Source organism: Mycobacterium sp. 1081908.1 (assembly GCF_001673535.1).
Taxonomy (GTDB): domain Bacteria; phylum Actinomycetota; class Actinomycetes; order Mycobacteriales; family Mycobacteriaceae; genus Mycobacterium.
Genome location: NZ_LZLY01000014.1, coordinates 25808 through 44974, shown reverse-complemented (window position 1 = coordinate 44974; position 19167 = coordinate 25808). Strand labels below are relative to the sequence as shown.

15 protein-coding genes are annotated in these 19167 nt (G+C 70.6%); 6 read left to right on the top strand and 9 right to left on the bottom strand.

Annotation, left to right across the window (positions count from 1 at the left end; translation table 11 throughout):
* The first annotated feature begins 88 nt into the window (after positions 1–88).
* Positions 89–4930 (top strand): cation-translocating P-type ATPase, encoded by a 4842-nt coding sequence (locus A5655_RS01890; protein WP_067004948.1) that lies wholly within the window; start codon positions 89–91, stop codon positions 4928–4930.
* Here A5655_RS01890 and A5655_RS01885 read toward each other — a convergent pair.
* Positions 4927–6498 carry an AMP-binding protein gene (locus A5655_RS01885; protein ID WP_067004946.1) on the bottom strand — a complete coding sequence of 524 codons (1572 nt, stop codon included), beginning with the start codon at positions 6496–6498 and terminating at the stop codon, positions 4927–4929. The two genes, A5655_RS01890 and A5655_RS01885, sit on opposite strands and share 4 nt — an antisense overlap.
* Positions 6495–7409, bottom strand: coding sequence for an SDR family NAD(P)-dependent oxidoreductase (locus tag A5655_RS01880; RefSeq protein ID WP_067005285.1), 915 nt, complete (start codon positions 7407–7409; stop codon positions 6495–6497). Before A5655_RS01880 ends, A5655_RS01885 begins: the two co-directional genes overlap by 4 nt.
* A 256-nt stretch (positions 7410–7665) precedes the next feature.
* On the opposite strand from A5655_RS01880, the gene A5655_RS01875 reads away from it, so the two are divergent.
* Complete coding sequence (locus tag A5655_RS01875) at positions 7666–8400, top strand: cutinase family protein (RefSeq protein ID WP_067004944.1); 735 nt, start codon at positions 7666–7668, stop codon at positions 8398–8400.
* Here the strand turns inward: A5655_RS01875 and A5655_RS01870 are convergent.
* The 3 genes from A5655_RS01870 to A5655_RS01860 all read right to left on the bottom strand — a co-directional run bounded on the left by A5655_RS01870 (position 8397) and on the right by A5655_RS01860 (position 11797).
* Positions 8397–9773 (bottom strand): aldehyde dehydrogenase family protein, encoded by a 1377-nt coding sequence (locus A5655_RS01870; RefSeq protein WP_067005284.1) that lies wholly within the window; start codon positions 9771–9773, stop codon positions 8397–8399. The genes A5655_RS01875 and A5655_RS01870 overlap by 4 nt on opposite strands.
* Positions 9774–9808: 35 nt before the next feature.
* Positions 9809–10897, bottom strand: a complete 1089-nt coding sequence (locus A5655_RS01865) for an AMP-binding protein (RefSeq protein WP_067004942.1) — start codon at positions 10895–10897, stop codon at positions 9809–9811.
* 114 nt (positions 10898–11011) lie between these two features.
* The gene (locus A5655_RS01860; protein WP_067004940.1) at positions 11012–11797 is read right to left on the bottom strand and encodes an SDR family oxidoreductase; all 786 of its coding nucleotides are present in this window, start codon (positions 11795–11797) and stop codon (positions 11012–11014) included.
* 255 nt (positions 11798–12052) lie between these two features.
* Here A5655_RS01860 and A5655_RS01855 point away from each other — a divergent pair, with 255 nt between their 5' ends.
* A complete protein-coding gene (locus A5655_RS01855; protein WP_067004938.1) occupies positions 12053–13039 on the top strand; it encodes an amidohydrolase family protein in 987 nt (328 codons plus the stop codon).
* On the opposite strand, the gene A5655_RS01850 is transcribed toward A5655_RS01855, so the two are convergent.
* Positions 13036–13971, bottom strand: a complete 936-nt coding sequence (locus tag A5655_RS01850; protein WP_067004936.1) for an oxygenase MpaB family protein — start codon at positions 13969–13971, stop codon at positions 13036–13038. The genes A5655_RS01855 and A5655_RS01850 overlap by 4 nt on opposite strands.
* Positions 13972–14076: 105 nt before the next feature.
* Here A5655_RS01850 and A5655_RS01845 point away from each other — a divergent pair, with 105 nt between their 5' ends.
* The 3 genes from A5655_RS01845 (at position 14077) to A5655_RS01835 (ending at position 16944) form a co-directional block, all read left to right on the top strand.
* On the top strand, positions 14077–14670 hold the full coding sequence (locus A5655_RS01845) for a TetR/AcrR family transcriptional regulator (RefSeq protein WP_067004934.1): 594 nt from the start codon (positions 14077–14079) through the stop codon (positions 14668–14670).
* 42 nt (positions 14671–14712) lie between these two features.
* Complete coding sequence (locus A5655_RS01840) at positions 14713–16089, top strand: adenylate/guanylate cyclase domain-containing protein (protein ID WP_067004932.1); 1377 nt, start codon at positions 14713–14715, stop codon at positions 16087–16089.
* 108 nt (positions 16090–16197) lie between these two features.
* Complete coding sequence (locus A5655_RS01835; protein WP_067004930.1) at positions 16198–16944, top strand: class I SAM-dependent methyltransferase; 747 nt, start codon at positions 16198–16200, stop codon at positions 16942–16944.
* A 16-nt stretch (positions 16945–16960) separates the two neighbouring features.
* Here A5655_RS01835 and A5655_RS01830 read toward each other — a convergent pair whose 3' ends face one another.
* The 3 genes from A5655_RS01830 to A5655_RS01820 form a co-directional block, all read right to left on the bottom strand.
* A complete protein-coding gene (locus A5655_RS01830) occupies positions 16961–17767 on the bottom strand; it encodes an SDR family oxidoreductase (protein ID WP_067004928.1) in 807 nt (268 codons plus the stop codon).
* Position 17768: 1 nt separating this feature from the next.
* Positions 17769–18221 (bottom strand): SRPBCC family protein, encoded by a 453-nt coding sequence (locus A5655_RS01825; RefSeq protein WP_067004926.1) that lies wholly within the window; start codon positions 18219–18221, stop codon positions 17769–17771.
* Positions 18222–18462: 241 nt separating this feature from the next.
* Positions 18463–19155, bottom strand: coding sequence for an SDR family oxidoreductase (locus A5655_RS01820; protein WP_067004924.1), 693 nt, complete (start codon positions 19153–19155; stop codon positions 18463–18465).
* Positions 19156–19167 lie beyond the last annotated feature (12 nt).

The following is a 19167-nucleotide window of genomic DNA, read 5'->3' as shown; positions in this document are numbered from 1 at the left end:
CGCGTGGCCGCCCATCCGGCCCATATGTGGACAGGCCACTGGCACGCCAGGATCATTAGGCGCGGGTAGACGTTTGAAGGGTGACGGAATGAGGATTCCGGGTGTAGCCAGCGTCGTCGCTGGCGTGACCGGCGGGGCCGCGCAGGTGGCGCGAGCCGGCGTCTCCACCGCGGCCGGCGCCGCGGGCGCGGTGGAGATGTTCGCCAGCCCGGTGATGGAGTTGGCCAGCCCGGTGGTTTCGTCGATGGCCCACACGACGGGCCGGGCGATCGGCATCGGCGCGTCCAACGGCTCCCGCAACGGCGTCACCCCGCCGGTGCGCTGGCACAGCGGGAACCGAGTGCACCTGGACCTGGATCCACTGCTGCCGTTCCCCAGCTGGCACGAGCACGCGGCGGTGGTGGAGGAACCGGTTCGCAGGATCGCGGGCGTCGCCAGCGCCCACGTCGAGGGCGCGCTCGGCCGGCTCGTGGTCGAACTCGACGGCGACGCCGACGCCGACGAGGTGCTGGACGAGGTCCGGGAAACCGTTTGCGGCGTGGCCGCCGATCTGGCCTTCGCCGGACCGAAGGCGGTGACCCGCACCGCGCCGTTCGCCGATCCGGGCAACCCGTTGGCGATTCTGGTCCCGTTCACCGCGGCGGCGATGGACGTCGCGGCCATCGGGGCCGCGGTGACCGGCTGGCTCGGCCGCCTGCCCGTGGCGCCGCGAAGCGCGCGCGCCGCCGCCGCCCTGCTCAATCACCAGCCGCGGGTGGTGGCCGTCCTGGAGTCGCGGTTGGGTCGCGTCGGCACCGACATCGCGCTCAGCGCCTCGACGGCCCTGGCCAACGGGCTCACCCAGGCGGTCGGCACACCGCTGCTGGACCTGGCACAACGCAGCCTGCAGATCTCGGAGGCGTCGGCTCATCGTCAGCGATGGCGGGAGCGGGAGCCGCAGCTGGCCTCGCCCGACCGGCCCCAGGCGCCGGTGGTGCCCGTCATCTCGTCGGCCGGGCCCAGCTCGCAGGTCCCGCGGCACAACTGGGCCGCAGCGGCGGCCGGCGAGGTATCGCACGTCATGGTGGGCGGGGCGATCGACGCCGCCATCGACACCGCGAAGGGTTCCATGGCCGGGCCGGTCGAGGAGTACGCCGACCAGGCCGCGAACGCATCGCTGATCGCCGCGGCCGGCGCGCTGCTGGCCGGCGGCGGCACCGAAGACGCGGCCGGGGCGCTGCTGGCGGGCGTGCCGCGGGCCGCGCACGTGGGCCGTCAGACCTTCGCCGCCGTGCTGGGGCGCGGGCTCGCCAGCGCCGGACAGCTGATCCTGGACCCCGGCGCCCTGCGCCGGCTGGACCGGGTCAAGGTGGTCGTCATCGACGGGGCGGCACTGCGCGGCGACAACCGCGCGGTGCTTCAGGCGCGAGGCGACATACCCGGTTGGGACGAGGACCGGGTCTACGAGGTCGCCGACGCGCTGCTGCACGGCGAAGAGGCGCCCGAACCCGACCCCGACGAATTGCCCGCCACCGGAGCCCGCCTGCGCTGGCTTCGGGCCCAGGAGCCGTCGGCGACGCCCGCCCAGGGCCTCGAACACGCCGACCTCATCGTCGACGGTGAGCGCGTCGGCGGCGTCGATGTGGGGTGGGAGGTCGACCCGTTCGCGATTCCGCTGTTGCAGACCGCCCACCGGACCGGGGCGCGGGTGGTGTTGCGCCACGTCGCCGGCACCGAGGACCTGACGGCCAGCGTCGCCGTGAGCCATCCGGCGGGAACGCCGCTGCTCCAGTTGGTCCGCGAGCTGCGGACGGACCGCGGACCGGTCTTGCTGATCACCGCCGTGCACCGGGACTTCGCGTCCACCGATACGTTGGCGGCGCTCGCGGTCGCCGACGTCGGCGTGGCCCTCGACGACCCGCAGGCCGCGACGCCGTGGACCGCCGACATCATCACCGGAACCGATCTCGCCGCGGCGGTGCGGATCCTCTCGACACTTCCGGTGGCCCGGGAGGCCACCGAATCGTCGGTGCGCCTGGCCAAGGGCGGCAGCACGCTGGCCGGGTTGTTGCTGGTCACCGGCGAACCCGGCACCGCCAATCCGTTGGCCGTGCAGCGCTGGCTCAATCCCGTCAACGCCGCCGCCGCGGCCGCGCTGGTATCGGGCGCCTTCTCGGCCGCCAGGGCGCTCCGGTTGCCGGATCCCACGCCGCAGCCGCTGACCGCATGGCACGCCCTGGATCCCGAAATCGTCTACTCGCGGCTGGCCAGCCGCACGCGGACCCTGGCCGTCGAGCCCGGGGAGGCGCCCTGGCGCCAGGTCCTCGACGACCTCTCCTACAACCCGCTCGTCGCGCCGCTGCGGGGCCCGGCCACCCGGGTGGGGCGGCTGCTGTCCGCGACACGGGCCGAGCTCGCCGACCCGCTCACCCCCATCCTGGCGGTGGGCGCGGCGCCGGCGGCGATCGTCGGCAGCAACGTCGACGCGCTGTTGGTCGCGGGCGTGATGACGGCCAACGCGATCGCGGGCGGGGTGCAACGGCTGCGGGCCGAGGCGGCGGTCGCCGAGCTGTTCGCCGAGCAGGACCGGCACGCGCGGCGCGTCGTGCTGCCGACGGTCGCGACGGCGCGCCGCCGGCTCGAGGCGGCCCGTTCCACCGAACGAACCGTGACGGTGAGCGCCAAGTCGCTGCGCCCGGGCGACATCATCGACCTGGCCGCCCCCGAAGTGGTGCCCGCGGATGCACGCCTGCTGGTGGCCGAGGACCTGGAGGTCGACGAATCCTTCCTCACTGGTGAGTCGCTGCCGGTGGACAAGCAGGTCGATCCCGTCGCCGTCGCGGACTCCGACCGGGCCAGCATGCTGTTCGAGGGCAGCACCATCGTCGCCGGCCGCGCCCGGGCGATCGTCGTGGCCACCGGCGCCGGCACCGCCGCGCAACGGGCGATGTCGGCCATCGCCGATGTCGAGTCGGCCGCCGGGGTGCAGGCGCGGTTGCGGGAATTGACCAGCAAGGTGCTCCCGCTGACGCTCGCCGGCGGTGCGGCGGTGACCGGACTGGCTCTGGCGCACCAGGGTTCGCTGCGCCAAGCGGTCGCCGACGGCGTCGCGATCGCGGTGGCGGCCGTCCCGGAGGGCCTCCCGCTGGTGGCCACCCTGGCGCAGCTCGCCGCGGCCCAGCGGCTGTCGCGGCGCGGCGTGCTGGTCCGCACCCCACGCGCCGTCGAAGCGCTGGGCCGGGTCCAGACCGTGTGTTTCGACAAGACCGGCACCCTTACCGAGAACCGCCTGCGCCTCGTCCGCGTCGTTCCGAAGGACACCAGCGCGAAGGGCCCCTTCCCGGACCCGACGGAGCCGCGCGCCGCCGGGGTGCTGCGCATCGCCGCACGCGCGTGCACCCAGCCGCACAACGGGCAGGGGCACGCGCACGCCACCGACGAGGCCATCCTGACCGCCGCCAATTCGCTTGATGGACAGGGCGATTCGGAGTGGACGGTCCTCGCGGAGGTGCCGTTCGAGTCCAGCCGCGGCTACTCCGCCTCGATCGTCACCGCCGAAGCCGCGACGGCGGAGCCCATGCTGATGGTCAAGGGCGCCCCCGAGGAGATCCTGCCGCGGTGCCGTTTCGCCAATGGGGACGGAGACGCGGGCCACGCCGAGTCGTTGGTATCCGGGCTCGCCGGGCAGGGCCTGCGCGTGCTGGCGGTGGCGCGGCGCCCGTGGGACCAGGGGACCACCGAGGAGGACACCGACGCCGACAACGTCGACGCCGCCGCGCGCGACCTGGAGTTGGTCGGCTTCGTCGGTTTGGCGGACACCGCGCGCCCGTCGGCGCGGCCGCTGATCGAGGCGTTGGTGGAGGCCGGGCGCAGGGTCGTGCTGATCACCGGCGACCACCCGATCACCGCCCGGGCGATCGCGCGTCAACTCGGGCTGCCGGCGGATGCCCGTGAGGCCACCGGCGCCGAACTGGCCGCCCTCGACGAGGACGCCCGGGCCCGACTCGCCGCCGACGTGCAGGTTTTCGCGCGTGTCAGCCCGGAGCAAAAGGTGCAGATCGTCGCGGCGCTGCAGCGCAGCGGGCAGGCGGTCGCGATGGTCGGCGACGGGGCCAACGACGCCGCCGCGATCCGCATGGCCGACGTCGGCATCGGCGTCAGCGGCCGGGGTTCGTCGGCCGCACGCGGTGCCGCCGACATCGTCTTGACCGACAACGACCTCGGCGTCCTGCTCGACGCGCTGGTCGAAGGCCGCGGGATGTGGGGCGGCGTGCGGGACGCGGTCAGCATCCTGGTCGGCGGCAACGTCGGTGAGGTGCTCTTCACCATCATCGGGACCGCGTTGGGCACCGGCCGGGCGCCGGTGGGCACCCGTCAACTGCTCCTGGTGAACCTGCTCACCGACATGTTTCCCGCGCTCGCGGTCGCGGTCACCCCCCAATACCCGCAGCCGGAAGAGGACGAGGACGACTCCGGCCGCGACGCCGAGGAGATGCAGCGGGCCTTCCAGCTGGCGGCGCTGTCCGAGCCGTCGCCGTCGCTTGACGCGCCGCTCATGCGCCAGATCGTCACCCGGGGCGCCGTCACCGGCGCCGGCGCGACGGCGGCCTGGGCCATCGGGCGCTGGACCCCGGGCACCGAACGCCGCACGGCGACAATGGGTCTCACCGCGCTGGTGAGCACGCAGCTGGCGCAGACCCTGCTGACCCGCCGCCACAGCCCCCTGGTCCTGGCCACCGCCCTGGGCAGCGCGGGTGTGCTGGTCGCCATCGTCCAAACCCCCGGCGTCAGCCAGTTCTTCGGCTGCACGCCCCTGGGGCCGGTCGCCTGGTCCGGGGTGATCGGCGCGACGGCGGGCGCCACCGCCGTGTCGGTGCTGGCGCCCAATTGGCTGTCCAACAGGGTCGCCGCGCTGGAGCCCAAGAAAGACCGGGCAATAACCGACTCCTAGGTCGACAACTCCTTGCGCACGACCTTGCCCGCGGGATTGCGCGGGATGCTGTCGACGATGTTGATGTCTCGCGGCTGCTCGAAGCGGGAAACCCTGCCCTTCAGGTAATCCCGCAGCCCCTCGGGGTCGAGGCTGCGCCCCGGCTGTGCGACCACGAAGGCGGCCAGCCGATGACCGAACTGCTCGTCGGGCACGCCGATGACGGCGTTGTCCGCGATGTCGGGGTGCTCGGCGAGCGCGTTCTCCACCGCGCGCGGGTAGACGTTCTCTCCCCCGGAGATGATCATGTCGTCCTCGCGGCCGACGATGTAGAGCCGGCCCGAGTTGTCGAGATAGCCCATGTCGCCGGTGCTGGTCATGGTTCCCACGACGGCCTTGGCGCCACCGTCCGTGTAGCCCTCACTCGCCAGCTCCCCGCCGACGAAAATGCGGCCGGTGACGCGCGCTCCGACGGGTCTGTCGTTCTTGTCGAAGATGCGCACGGGGCAGCCGGCGACGGGTTTTCCGACCGTCTCGGGGGCCTCCCGCAGGTCGGCCGGCGTGGCCAGCGAGCCGATGCCGACTTCGGTTGAGCCGTAGCCGTTGTAGAGGATGTCGCCGTAGGCGTCCATGAACCGCTGCCCGAGGCTGGGATCCAGCCGATCCCCGCTGGACAGCACCACCCGCAGGTAGGTCAACGGGTTCCGCGCCCGTACCCGCTCGGGCAGATCCAGGATGCGCGCGAGGACGACCGGCACCGCGGTGAAGGCATCGGCGCGATGCAGCGATGCCTGCGCGAGCGCGGCTTCGGCGTCGAAGTGGCGATTCGTCAGCACGGTTCCGCCGAGGGCAACGGTCAGCATCAGCATGCCGAGCCCCAAACCATGAAACATCGGCATTGCCACCGAGATCCGCGACCCGGTCCGCAACCCGGTGCGATCGAGGATCGTCACCCAGACGCCCACCGCCGAACGCAGCTGCGGTGTGCGTGGCACCCCCTTGGGCTTGCCGGTGGTGCCCGACGTGAGCAGGATGATCCGCCCAGGCGCGGCCACGTCGGGTCTGGGAGACCGCCGGCCGTCGTCGCGCTCCCGGAATGTCGCCGGATCGACGACCACCACCGATCGGTCGGCGGCGCTGACCCGCTCCGCGAACTCGTCGTCGGCGACCATCGTCGTGACCCGGTGGGCGCCGACCGCGGCGGCCAGCGCGTCGGTCCGGAATTCCGTGTTGACGAGGACGACGTCCGCGCCCACCAAGGCGGCCGCGAAGAAGCCCTTCAGGAAGCCCCGTCCGTTGCGGCACATGAGCCCGACCGCCTGGTCCGGCCCGGCCCCGTGGTCGAACAGCCGGCGGGCCAGGGCTTCGGTCTCCGATCGCAGCTCGCGGTAGGTGAGGGCGCCGTCGCCGTCGATGATTGCGGTCCGGTCCGGCCAGCGGGCCGCCGTGACGCCCAACAGGGTGTAGGGGTTCGTGCCGCCCCGGCGGGCCTCCCGAAGGAGCCGGAATCCGGCGACCGGGGAGGGCGGGCTGAGCAGCCGGGAGCGCAGCAACGCCCGCACCGCCGTGCCGACCACACTGTCCGTCATCGTTGGCCCTCTTGGGCTTCGGCGTTGGCGAAGAAGCGCCGGTGCCACAACCGGGCCGCGCGATCGGCGGGCCCGGCCAGCAGCACGGAGGCCAGCTCGGCCGGCCACACCCAGGGCGGCTCGTTGGTGCGGGGCCGCTCGATCACCGCCTTGGCGATCGCGTCGGCGGCCTCGTCCGGGGTCAAGCCGGGAAGCCGGCCCAGGACCGGCGTGGGCGCGATCATCCGGGTACGGACCAGCGCGAAGTAGACCGCGGTGACGTCCACGCCGTCGGCGTGCAATTCCGGTGCGACGCTGCGCAGCCAACGATCGAACGCGCCCTTGGAGGCCTGATAGGCGCCCCATTGCGGACCGGGTACGACGCGCACCCCGACGCTCGACACGTTCACGATGTGCCCGCCGCCGCGCTCGCGCATGGCCGGCAGCAGGCCCAGCAGCAGCCGGATCGGTCCGAGGTAGTTGACGTCGATGGTGCGCTGGAAGTCATGGGGGCGGTCGTACTGGTCATGCAGGGAGCGGCGCAGCGACTTGCCTGCGTTGCTCACCACGATGTCCACCGCGCCATGGTCCTCGGTGACCCGCTTGGTCAGCTCGCTGACCGCGGACTCGTCGGTGAGGTCGGTCGGGTACGCCACCGCCCGACCGCCGCCGGCGTTGATGGCCGCCGCAATGTCCTCGAGCCTTTCCGCCGACCGGGCGACGATCAGCACCGTCGCTCCCGCGGCGGCCATCTTGCGGGCCGTCGCTTCGCCGATGCCATACGACGCCCCGGTCACCAATACCGTCTTGCCGGACACGGTGGCGCGCAGCCGGTCGGGATCGGAGACCCGCGCCGGATTCGCCAATCGATCGGTGGCCGCCGCGAAGGCCCCCGAAAAGGCCTTCGCGAAGGGCCGCGCTATCACATTCACGTTCACTGCCGCATTCACTCCGAATTGCGCGCGAGGGGCGGCGCTGGCTCGACCGTATGCCTCGACTCGGACTACCGCTAGCAGACCACACCGAAACACGGGCCCGCGCTCCGGCCCGGCGCCCGGCATCTCTCGCGGCCCGACGCGGATGCGTCGCCGGCGCGCCGTCGCGCCTCCGCCGGACGATTTACGGATCTGAAATAATTGGCCGGAAGATCACTGTTTAGACAGGCATTCAGATGGGCACAATTGCGGCATGATCGCACGTCACCTCCCTCGTTTCCTTGGTCCAGCGGTAGTCGCCGGGGCGGGCCTCAGCGCCTCCGTCTTCGCGCCTGCCATCCCCTCCGCCGCCGCCCAGCCGTGCCCAGACGTACAGGTAGTGTTCGCCCGCGGTACCGGTGAGGCTCCTGGCGTCGGCCCGACCGGACAGGCATTCGTCGATGACCTGCGCTCGCGCATCGGCGGCAAGTCGCTGGACGTCTACCCGGTCAACTACCCCGCCAGCAACGATTGGGACACCGGCCTCGACGGCATCAGAGATGCGGGCGGCCATGTGGTTTCGATGGCGCACGACTGCCCCAACACCAAGATGGTGCTCGGCGGCTACTCGCAGGGCGCGGCCGTGATGGGCTTCGTCACCTCGGCCGCCGTGCCGGACGGCGTCGACCCCGCGACCGTGCCCAAACCGATGGACCCCTCGGTGGCCGACCACGTCTCCTCGGTCGTGCTCTTCGGCATGCCCAACGTCCGCGCGATGAACTTCCTCAACGAGCCCCCGGTCGCCATCGGCCCGCTGTATCAGGCGAAGACCGTCAAGGTGTGTGCCCCCGAGGATCCGGTCTGCTCCGACGGCATGAATTTCGCCGCGCACGACACCTACGCGTCCGACGGGCAGATGATCGACAAGGGCGCGGCCTTCGCGGCCAGCCACCTCGGTGGAAGCGGCGCGACGACGGTCGGAACGCAAGGCGGGGGCTTCGGCAGCTAGTCGCTGAGGAAGCCCTTGTTGCGCATCAGCAGGTCCGCCAGGAACCCGTCATGCGGGATTTCGGGCGCCGCATAGAACGTCGGGTGGCCTCCGAAGTACACGTTGGCGACCGTCGGTTCGGCGAGCAGGTCGTCGACGAGCCGCTCGTCGCCGGTGATGGCGGTGAGCACCAATGAATGTCGCAGCGGCTCGACGCCCGCGGCGCGCGACCACGGCGCCACCCACACGCACGGGAACGGCAACTCGGTGTTGAGCGTGTCGGTGAGCCGGCCGGAGCCGGGTTCCTCGAGCAGGTGCACCGCCGGACGCAGCGCCGCGCAGCCGTCGCCGATCGGGGCAACCACCCGGTCGGCGCCGAGCAGCGGCGTGCACCCGGCGGCCTTGGCGGCCAGATAGGCGGCCAGCGCCTGCGCCTTGTCGAGGGGCTGGGTGGGCAGGATCGCGCGCTCGTCCTGGCCGGGCAGCGGCTCGATGTCCGCCAACCGCCGGGCGATCGCATGAGCCAGCGGGGCGGGGTCGCCCTCGTAGAGCACGGCGGTGGCGTTGACGCACGCCATCCCGCCCAGGTTGGCGATCGAGTCGACGACGAGGTCGATGTGGTCGCGCCAGTCGCGGTCGGCCGTGATGAGGATCTTCGAACGCCCGGGGCCGTTCACCATCACGGCGGGGTCGTTGGCGTACTTGTCCACCACGTCCTGGCCGCCATACACCATGGCAAGGTCGGCCGAGCGGATGATCTCGTCGGCGCCGCCGTGGTCGGTGGGCAGATAGACCGCGTCTTCGGCACGAAACCCCGCCTGGCGCAGGGCATTCACCAGCCGGTGGCCGGTCAGCGGCTCGCGGCGCGACGGGCGCACCGCCACCCGGTATCCCAGCGCGAGCGCCTGGGGCCACAGCGCGTGCACGCCCGGGCCGTTACCGGCCGCATGGACGGCGAACACCTCCCCGCGGCGCGCCCACACCGCACCGCCGCGGCGGGCACGCTCCTCGCGCCAGTCGAGCGCGGCGCCGGCGGGCCGGGCCGGTCGCACCGCCTCGAATGCCGAGGCGACCGCGTCGGCGACGCCACGCGCGCCGGCTCGGGCGACGGCGATCGGCAGCCCGGAAATGCCGCTGGCCAGCCGCACGTACTCCTCGAAGTCCAGGCCGCCGATGACGGCGGTCGCGAAGAGGTCGGCCGCGTCGGCCAGCGCCGCTTCGCGCTGCCCGACGGGCAGCGGCGCGGCCTTGCGCTGCGTGCCGATGGTGCGCGAAACATACAGCGGCGGAACGATGCTCAGCTCGGCGACCGCGGCGCCGGCCGTGTCCAGGATGACCTCGCGGTTACGGGTCCGATATTCGCCGTCCGCACCGAGCGCGTCGATGCGCATCAAATCGGTTGTGAGGCGCGCCTGTTCGCGTCCCACGGTCAGTAGACGCCTTCGATGACGGCCTCGCCCTCGAAGGTGGCGACCGGCCGCACCCCGCTGACCGAATCGCTGAGTTCGCCGGCCGGCCCGGGCATCCGGATGGCCAGGTCCCGCTCCAGGTTGTTGGGTATCAACATCCCCTTGCTGATGTGGTTCATCACCACCTGTCCTCTTTGCCCGTACGGCACTCGCTCCCCGGTGTCGGGGTCGACGACCCAGAACACGACATACGGTGTGCGCGGGTCGAAGACGAACGTGTCGCCGTCGGTGGTCCGGGTGACCGCTTGCGACAGCACCATGGTGCTGCCGAAGGCCATGGTGATCGTCGTGTCCGGGAAGATGTCGCGCAGCAGGTCGAGGGTGTCGGCGTCCACGTGGGCACCGCTGAGCAACAGGTAGCGGACCTTGTCGTTGACCAGGTCGACCACCCGGTCGTTCCGGGCGATGGCGTCGAGCAGCGGCGGCGTGGTGTGCAGGTTGGCGACGTTCTGCGTCCGCAGTACGAACGCCGCCTGATCGACGACGTGGTCGATGTAGGCGGCCACTTCGCCGGCCGCCTTGCGCGCCGCGAGTTTCTTCACCCAGCGGGGGTCGATGTCGATCGCGTGGAAGACCGCGCCCAGCCGCTCGGCGACCAGGCGGGAGAAGTAGCCGACGCCGTGCGGGCCGCTCGGCATCAGGCACAGGAAACCCCGGTCACGGACAAAGCCGCCCCGCGCGAAGTCCTCGGTTTGCCATTCGACGACCTGCGCGATCCAATCCGGCATCTGCACAGTGCGTTTCGGGGCGCCCGTGGTGCCGCCGGATTCGAATATCTGGGGCAGCGGCGGGGGCGATCCGTAGCCGCGCGGGATGAGATCCTCGACCGGCGCGCTGCGTAACTCGTTGACGAGGTTGGGGAATAGGCGGAGGTCGGCAAAGGTCTTGATGTCGGTCAGCGGGTCGAAGTCCAGCGTGCGGGCGGTACGCAGCCAGAACGGGGAACCGGTGTCCGCACCGAAGTGCCACGCCATGGCGGCGCGCAGGTACGCGTCGGGGTCCGCGACGGGAACCGATCGGGGAACGTCCAGCAACGAAAAGTCGCCCATGTGTCGATCCTGTCGCATCCGCGACCGGCCCGACAACCGTGCCGGGGCGCGCCGGGCATACGGGCGCTGAACGTTGCCCCATCGCTCGGCAAATTCTTTGTGGCCGGCCGGTTTTCAGCTGTTGCGCGATTGGGTGACGGCCGCCGTGATCGCCTCGTTGAGGGCGGAGTAGATCTCGTCGTAAACGCCGTCGCGTTCGGCGTACCGGAACGGCCTGACGCGCTCCACGATGATCTCGTCGGCCTCCGGTTGCGTCTGCAACAGGCTCATCGTCTCGGCGATGTAGTCGTCCAGCGGCATCGCCCGGGGGTCGCCCGAGTCGAATCCCCGCCCCCGCTGCAGCGCGGTCTGCACGTGCGGCGGGATTATCTCGATCACCTGGACCGCCGTCCCGCGCAGCTGGTAGCGCAGCGACTCCGTGTAGGAATGCAGCGCCGCTTTGGTGGCGCAATACGTCGGCGTGACCGCGCTGGGTATGAACGCCAGGCCCGACGTGACGTTGAGGATCGCCGCCCGGGGCTTCTTCAGCAGCGACGGCAGCAACGCCGCCGTCAGACGGATCGGGCCGAGCAGGTTGATGGCGACGGTCAACTCCGCCGCGCTGGGGCTGGTCGTGGTGAGGTCCTCCACGCGCTGGACGCCGGCATTGTTGACGACGACGTTCAGGTCCGGATAGCGGTCGGTCAGCTCGGTGGCGAACCGGCGGATGTCGGCGGGATCGCCTTGTTCCAGCGAGAGCGTCTGGATGCCCGGGTTGTCGGCCGCGACGGCCTGCAGCGGCTCGCGCCGCCGGCCCGCGATGACGACCTGGTTGCCGAGCCGGTGAAACGCCTCGGCCAGGCCGCGACCGATTCCGCTGCCGCCTCCGGTCACCAGCACCGTATTGCCCGTCATCTGCATGCCCGCTCCCCTCCGTCGGTTTCGCCTACCCCTCACTTTCGTGCTTTCGGCGACCGATGGGTAGACCCGAGTGCGGTTTGAACCAGCCGGCCGCCTCGGATCTCCGTCGACGCGGGTCGGCCACACCACCCAGAACCGCACGTCACGCGCCTCGCGCGGCGCCCCGAGGGGCCCGATGCGAACCATTCGTTTCGCGGATGGGCGACACTGGCGCAGGGTCGAGGGCGACAACCGCCATCACGATAAGGGAGACCGATGCGCTACATCGCGTTAGAGGAAGCGTTTTTCGTTCCGGAACTGGCCGACCTGCAGCCGGCCCATCAGCGACTGATGCAGCTGATGAAGCCCGAAATCGCCGAGCGGTACGAGCGCCGGCTGCCCGATTTCACCGAATACCGGCTGGCCGAGATGGACGACGCCGGTATCGACCTGCAGGTCTTGTCCCTGACCTCCCCGGGTTTGCAGGTCGACATCGACGCCGAGAAGGCGCGCACCAACGCCCGGCTCGCCAACGACTACCTGGCGAAAATCATTGCCCGGCATCCCGATCGGTTCCGTGGGTTCGCCGCCCTGCCGCTACAGGACCCGGCCGCCGCGGCGGCGGAGCTGGAGCGCGCCGTCACCCAGGACGGGCTGTGCGGGGGGCTGGTCAACGATTGCATCAGCGGGCCCGGCGGACGCTATTTGGACGCGCCCGAATACGACGAGCTGTGGTCCGCGGTGGAATCCCTTGGCCTGCCGCTGTATTTGCACCCCGGCGCGCCACCGGCGGATCGATGGCGGGTCATCGACGGGCGCCCGGAACTGTACGGCGCGACATGGAGCTGGAGCGCCGAGGTCAGCGGGCACGGGCTGCGGCTGGTGTTCGGCGGCGTGTTCGACCGGCATCCGGGAGCGACGCTGATCCTGGGGCACATGGGCGAGTTCCTGCCGTTTCAGCGCAGCCGGCTGGACTCCCGCTACGCCACCCTGAAAATGGACGCGACCACGACTCCGTTGCGGCGCGCCCCGTCGGCGTACCTCGGCACCAACGTCGTCTTCACCAACAGCGGGGTGTTCTCCCCGGCGGTGATGCTGGGCGCGGTGCTGGAGGTCGGCGCCGACGCGGTGATGTTCTCGGTCGACTATCCCTACGAGTCGTCCCACGAGGCGGTCCGGGGGCTCGAGCGGACGACGCTGTCCGCGGCCGACCGGGAGAAGATCGCCCACGGCAACGCCGAACGGCTGCTGCGGATCGGTTAAGCCGCGCGATTGTGCAGCTTGCGCGGGTCGACGCCGGCGCGGCGCCACGCCGCGGCCGCCCACGGCAGGTAGATCAACGACACCGGCAGCCGGTTGATCACCGGATTGAGCGCGCGCACCGCGGCGGCGAACCGCTGAAAACGCTTCTCCTTCTTGGCATCCCACTGCAGCTGGCACACGTCGCGCATCTGTTGCGGCAGGGTTCCGACGAGCACCAGCCGGGCGTAGGCGTTGAGCGGCGCGGACAACACCTTCCAGACCGGCCCGGGAATCCAGCGGGGGCCCGGTATCCCCTTCCGGATGTAGCCCGTGCCGTACAGGACGGTCTTGTGCGGGACGAACCGCTCGAGCATCTCGTCCCAGTACGCGAGGAACTCGTCGTAGGTCTGCGGCTGGCCGCGGTCGCTGACCCCGTAGAGGCCATACCAGATCTTGCCCTCGTTGAAGATCTGTTCCTTTTCCGCGCGGGACAACCGGCGAATGAAGGTTTCGGCCGTGTAGATGACCTGATCGACGAAGGTGGCGTGCGCCCAGTAGAACAACTCCGGGTTGAGCGCGTGATATCTAGAGCCGTCGCTGATGGTGCCCTTGATCGGCTTGTGGAAATCGCGGACCTTGCGGCCCCACCCGTGCGGGTCGTCGGAGTAGACCGTCTTCATCAGCGGCGGACCCGTTCGCTTCGCCCGGCCCAACGTGTCGCTGAAGATCACCGAGTGATCGAGCACGCCCTGCGCGAGTTGCTCGATGCAGTTCTCCACGCCGGCCGTGCGCTGAAAGCCGAAGAACTGGGTGCGGTGATCCCCGTAGAACTTCCACGTCAACGACTCGGGCCCGAGCCGCGGCGCGGCCACGTTGATTTCGTCGTCGACCGGCATGGGGACGGCCTCGCGAACACCGGTGTCGAAATCCTGGTCGGCCCATTGCGCCGTCATTCCAACCTCCCGTCCGACACGCGGGGTGTGAAACAGAGGAACAAATGCGTATCTTTGTGTCACAGTAACAGCGTCGCGCCTTGATTGCAGTGAGGGTCGTGATCCATGGAGAACCGCAGCCTCGACGGCAATCTCGCCGAAGCGACCGACGTCGACCGCGCCATCCTGGACACCGCGCGGACGGTCTTCGAGACCTACGGCGTGCGCCGCGCGAACATCGAGGACGTCGCGGCCCGCGCCGGGGTCAGCCGAAGCACCATCTACCGGCGTTTTCCGACCAAGGAGAACCTCTTCGCGCATGTCGTCCGCCGCGAGGCCGAAAACTTCTTCGCCACGCTCGACCGGGCCACCGCGGGCTGCACCCCGCAAGAGGCCGTGATCGAGGCGTTCGCGCTCGGGGTGCGACTCGTCGGAGACTCCCGCCTCTATTCGCGGATCGCCGAAAGCGAGCCCGAGCTGCTCGGCATGTTTTCCCGGTCCCACGTCTTCCCGATTCGCCAATTCGCCGACGGGATCGCGCACACGCTGCGGCGCTGCGGGGCCGACATCTCCGACCCCGACCTCGCCGACATCGCCGACATCCTGCTGCGCGTCGCGCTCGGCATCATCGTGTTCCCCACCGACCGGCTCGACACGTCGGACCAGGCGGCCGTCCGCGACTACGCCGCCCGATACCTGGTCCCGATCATCGCCCGCTGAGCGGAGCGCCTCTTGTCGGTGGGCTGCATTAGCCTTTGACTCGTGCCTGGATTTTCTGGGACACCACGAACCCGATACGCCAGTTGCGGCGAGACGGACATCGCCTACCAGGTGTTCGGCGATGGGCCGATCGACCTGATACTGCTGCCCGGGCCTTCGATTCCGATCGACTCGGTCGACGCCGAGCCGTCGATGTACCGGTTTCATCGACGGCTGGCGTCGTTCGCCCGGGTGATCCGGCTCGACCAGCGCGGGATCGGGCTGTCGTCGCGGGTGCCCTCGATCGACGTGATCGGGCCGCAGTTCTGGTCGAAGGACGTCGTCTCGGTGATGAACGCGGTGGGCTGCGAGCGGGCCACGATCGTGGCGCCCGGCTTCACCGCGATGACAGGGCTCGTGCTGGCGGCCGAGTACCCGGAACGGGTGAGCAGCCTGGTGATCATCAACGGTGCGGCCCGCAGTTTGTATGCCCCCGACTACCCGATGGGCGCCAAGATCGAGGAGCTGGACCCGTATACGACCGTCTTAACGGACCCGGACGCCGTCGAGCAGGGCTTCGACATGCTGGGCATCATCGCGCCCAGCGTCGCCCGTGACGACGCCTTCCGCGCCTGGTGGGACGCCGCCGGTAACCGTGCCGCGTCGCCCAGCATGGCGCGCGCGATGATCCTGACCATCCGCCAGGCCGACGTGCGCGACACCCTGCCGCGCATCACCGCGCCGACGCTGATCCTCCATCGCGCCGGCTCCGAATTCACCCCGGTCGAGCACGGCCGGTACCTGGCGGAGAACATCGCCGGATCGCGCTTCGTGGAACTGCCGGGCGAGGACACCCTGTACTGGGTCGGCAACACCGCGCCGATGCTCGACGAGATCGAGGAGTTCATCACCGGCATGCGGGGCGGCTCGGACGCGGAGCGCCTGCTGACCACCATCGTGTTCACCGACATCGTCGGCTCGACCGAACGCGCCGCCCTGCTCGGCGACGGCAGGTGGCGCGACCTGCTGGACAACCACGACACCATCATTCGGCACGAACTGCAGCGGTTCGGCGGGCGTGAAGTCAACACCGCCGGGGACGGGTTCGTCGCCACCTTCTCCAGCCCAAGCGCCGCGCTCGCCTGCGCCGACGACATCGTCGACGCGGTGCGTGTGCTGGGCATCGAGGTTCGGGTCGGGATTCACGCCGGCGAGGTCGAGGTGCGCGGGGCTGACGTGGCCGGCATGGCCGTGCACATCGGCGCGCGGGTGGCGGCGCTCGCCGATGCCAGCGAGGTGCTGGTGTCCTCGACGGTGCGCGACATCGTGACCGGCTCGCGCCACCGGTTCTCCGACCGGGGCGAAAGCGAGCTCAAAGGCGTCCCGGGTCGGTGGCAGCTGTGCGCCCTGGTGCGCGAGCGCGCCGCCGTCCGGCAGTAACGGACGGTTCGGCGTAGGCTGCCAGCGGGGGTGTGTCGGAGCCGGAGCTCACAAGGCGCCCACCTCGATTTCTGCTGCACCACTTGATTTTTGATCGAAGGAGTACGCGTGACCGACGTGCATGTCTCGCTGCCGCCCGCGCTGCGCCGAGCGTTGGATCTACTCACCGATGCGCCGGTGGATCCGGACGTGAGCAAGGGCTACCTTGATCTGCTCGGCACCGCATCGGCCGAGGGCGACGCCGTCCCGAAGAACACGGGCCCGATACAAGCGGCGTGGGCGTCACCGATCGGGTCGATGCTGTACGACAACGCCCAGGCCCTGTCGCGGCGGCTGATCAGCGCGTGGGCACTGCCCATCGAGTGGCTGAGCATCCCGCCGGGCGGCGTGGCGCTGGACGTCGGCTCGGGCCCGGGCAACGTCACCGCGTCGCTGGCCCGCGCGGCCGGTCCCGACGGGCTGGCCCTGGGCGTCGACATCTCCGAGGCGATGCTGGCCCGCGCCGTCCGCAACGAAGCCGGGCCGCAGGTCGGCTTCATCAAGGCCGACGCGCAGCGACTTCCGCTGCGCGACAACACGGTTGACGCCGTGGTCTCGACGGCGGTGCTGCAGCTGGTTCCGAATCCCGCGGCGGCACTGGCCGAGATGGCCCGCGTGTTGCGGCCGGGCGGCCGGCTGGCGATCATGGTGCCCACCGTCGGGCAGGCCGCCAGGTTTTGGCAAAAGCTGCCGAACGTGGGGGCGCACGTGTTCGGCGACGACGAAATCGGCGACATCCTGGAAGACAACGGATTCGTCAGCGTGCGGGTCAAGAACTACGGCACGTTCCAGTGGGTGCGCGGCAAAAACGGCTGAGCGTTTCAGCCCCGGTTCAGCCCCGTTTGAAGGCCGGGTGGCCGCGCCTCAGCACCGGCAACAGCAACTCGGGAGGCGCGACCCGGAAGAAGGCCGACGCCACCCGGTTGACGCGGCCCGGCACGACGACGGCCTTGCCGGCCGCCAGGCCGTCGATCCCGGCCTGGGCGACCTTGTCGGCCGGCACCCACATCACCTGTGGCAGGGCCGATTCGGCCTCCTCCTTGGAGAAACCGGCCGCCTCGCCGAATCCGGTGTCCACCGGCCCCGGGCACAGCGCCGTCGCGCCGACACCGGTGCCGCGCAGCTCGCCCCGCAGGCTGTGGGTGTAGGACAACACGAAGGCCTTGGCGGCGCCGTACGCCGCCTGGCCCGGCAGCGGACCGAACCCGGCCACCGATGCCACGTTCAGCACGGCGCCGCGCCGGCGGTCGACCATTCCCGGCAGGAACCGGCTGCACAGGTCCACCACCGCGGCCACATCGACCTCGACGAGGTTAACCTCTTGCTCCGGAACGGATTTCGCGACCACGCCGAGCGTGGAAAGGCCGGCATTGTTGACCAGGATGTCCGGGACCAGACCGAGGGCCGCGACGCGGTCGGGCAGACCCGCCCGCGCGCCGCGATCGGACAGGTCGGCCGGCAGCGGGTGTGCGTGCGGACCGAGCCGCGCGGCCAGCGTGGCGAGGCGGTCGGCGCTGCGGGCCACCAGCACCACCTGATAGCCGCGCCGCGCGAGTATCCCGGCGAACTGTTCGCCGATTCCCGACGAGGCGCCGGTGACGATGGCGGCGCGGTCGGCGCCCGGCGGTGGGAGCGCCATGTCAGCCGTCGCTCGCCTGGGCGAGCGTGGCGAGCCGGTCGATCGACTCACGCAGCATGTCGGACGTCGTCGAGGCTGCTCTGGCCAGCCGGGTGCTGTCGTTCAGCTCCGTCCAGTCGTAGGTGTGGGTGACGCTGGTGAGGGTCGCGTTGATCGGCTGCAGTTCCCAGCGCCACAGGTGGCCGGGCGGCAGCTTCTTGGGTTCGGCTGGGCACCAGGCGATTTTCGTGCCTTCGATGAACTCCACGACGTGGTTCTCCCGCACGGCGCCGTTGGTCAGCGTCGTCTTGAACACGTCACCGACCTGGCGGACCCGCTGGCCCGGGGCGGCCGAGGCGAGGTTGTCGTTGCCGTCCCAGCTCGGCTGCTGAGCGGGATCGGCGATCAGCTCGAAAATCCGCTCGGCGCTCGCCGAGATGACGCGGGTCGCGCTCACGATGCGTTCGGGTTCCATGTCGCCATCCAAACATGACCGCCGGGGTGGCGTGGATGTGACTTTCGGCGGAGGGCCGGGGACCTTCGGCCGTCGCCGCGCTCGCGCCTTGGCTGCGATCGTGGTCCTTACCGGGGCGACCCGGTGGCCTGTCCGAAGTGCAGCAAGCCCATTTTTGGGTGAGGCCCCCCACGGCCTGCTTGACCCACCGTCACAAGACGGGGATCTGCCTTCGGACAGGCCATTTAACGTCGGCTGCCCGTTAACCTGCGCGGAGCGCCTCGACCGGTCCGGAGAGTGCGGCCTTGATGTGCCGGGTGTCGTCGTCGGCCAGCACCTCCACGTCGCCGCGCTCGATGCCGTCGACGATCTGCCGCGCGACCTGGCGCGGGTCGTTCTTCGGCACGTCGAAGCCGCTGGTCATGTCGGTCTCGGTGAAGCTCAGGTGCACGCCGGTCACCAGGGTGCCCTGCTTTTCGAGCTCGATGCGCAGCGAGTTCGTCGCCGACCAGAGCGCCGCCTTGGAGTCGCCGTAGCCGCCGAAGCCGGCCACCCAGGACAGGATCGAGAGGGTGTCGACCAGCGCCCCGCCTCCGTTGTCGGCCAGGATCGGGGCGAACGCCTTGGCGACCCGAAGCGCGCCGAAGTAGTTCGTCTCGAACACCGCGCGCACCTCCTCGATGTCGCTGCCGAGCAGCTGCGACGCGCCGATGATGCCGGCGTTGTTGATGACGATGTCGGCGTCGGACGCAGTACTGGCCAGCGCCGCAACCGAATCCGGCTTGGTGACGTCCAGCTCGAGGCTGACCACCCGAGGGTCCTCGCTGGGCTTGGGCGCCCTCGCGGTGGCGTACACCTTCGCCGCGCCGCGCCGCAGGAACTCGTCGACGATGGCCTTGCCGAGTCCGCGCTGCCCGCCGGTTACCACGACCGTCGAGCCTTTGATGTTGACCATGATGTGTGCTCC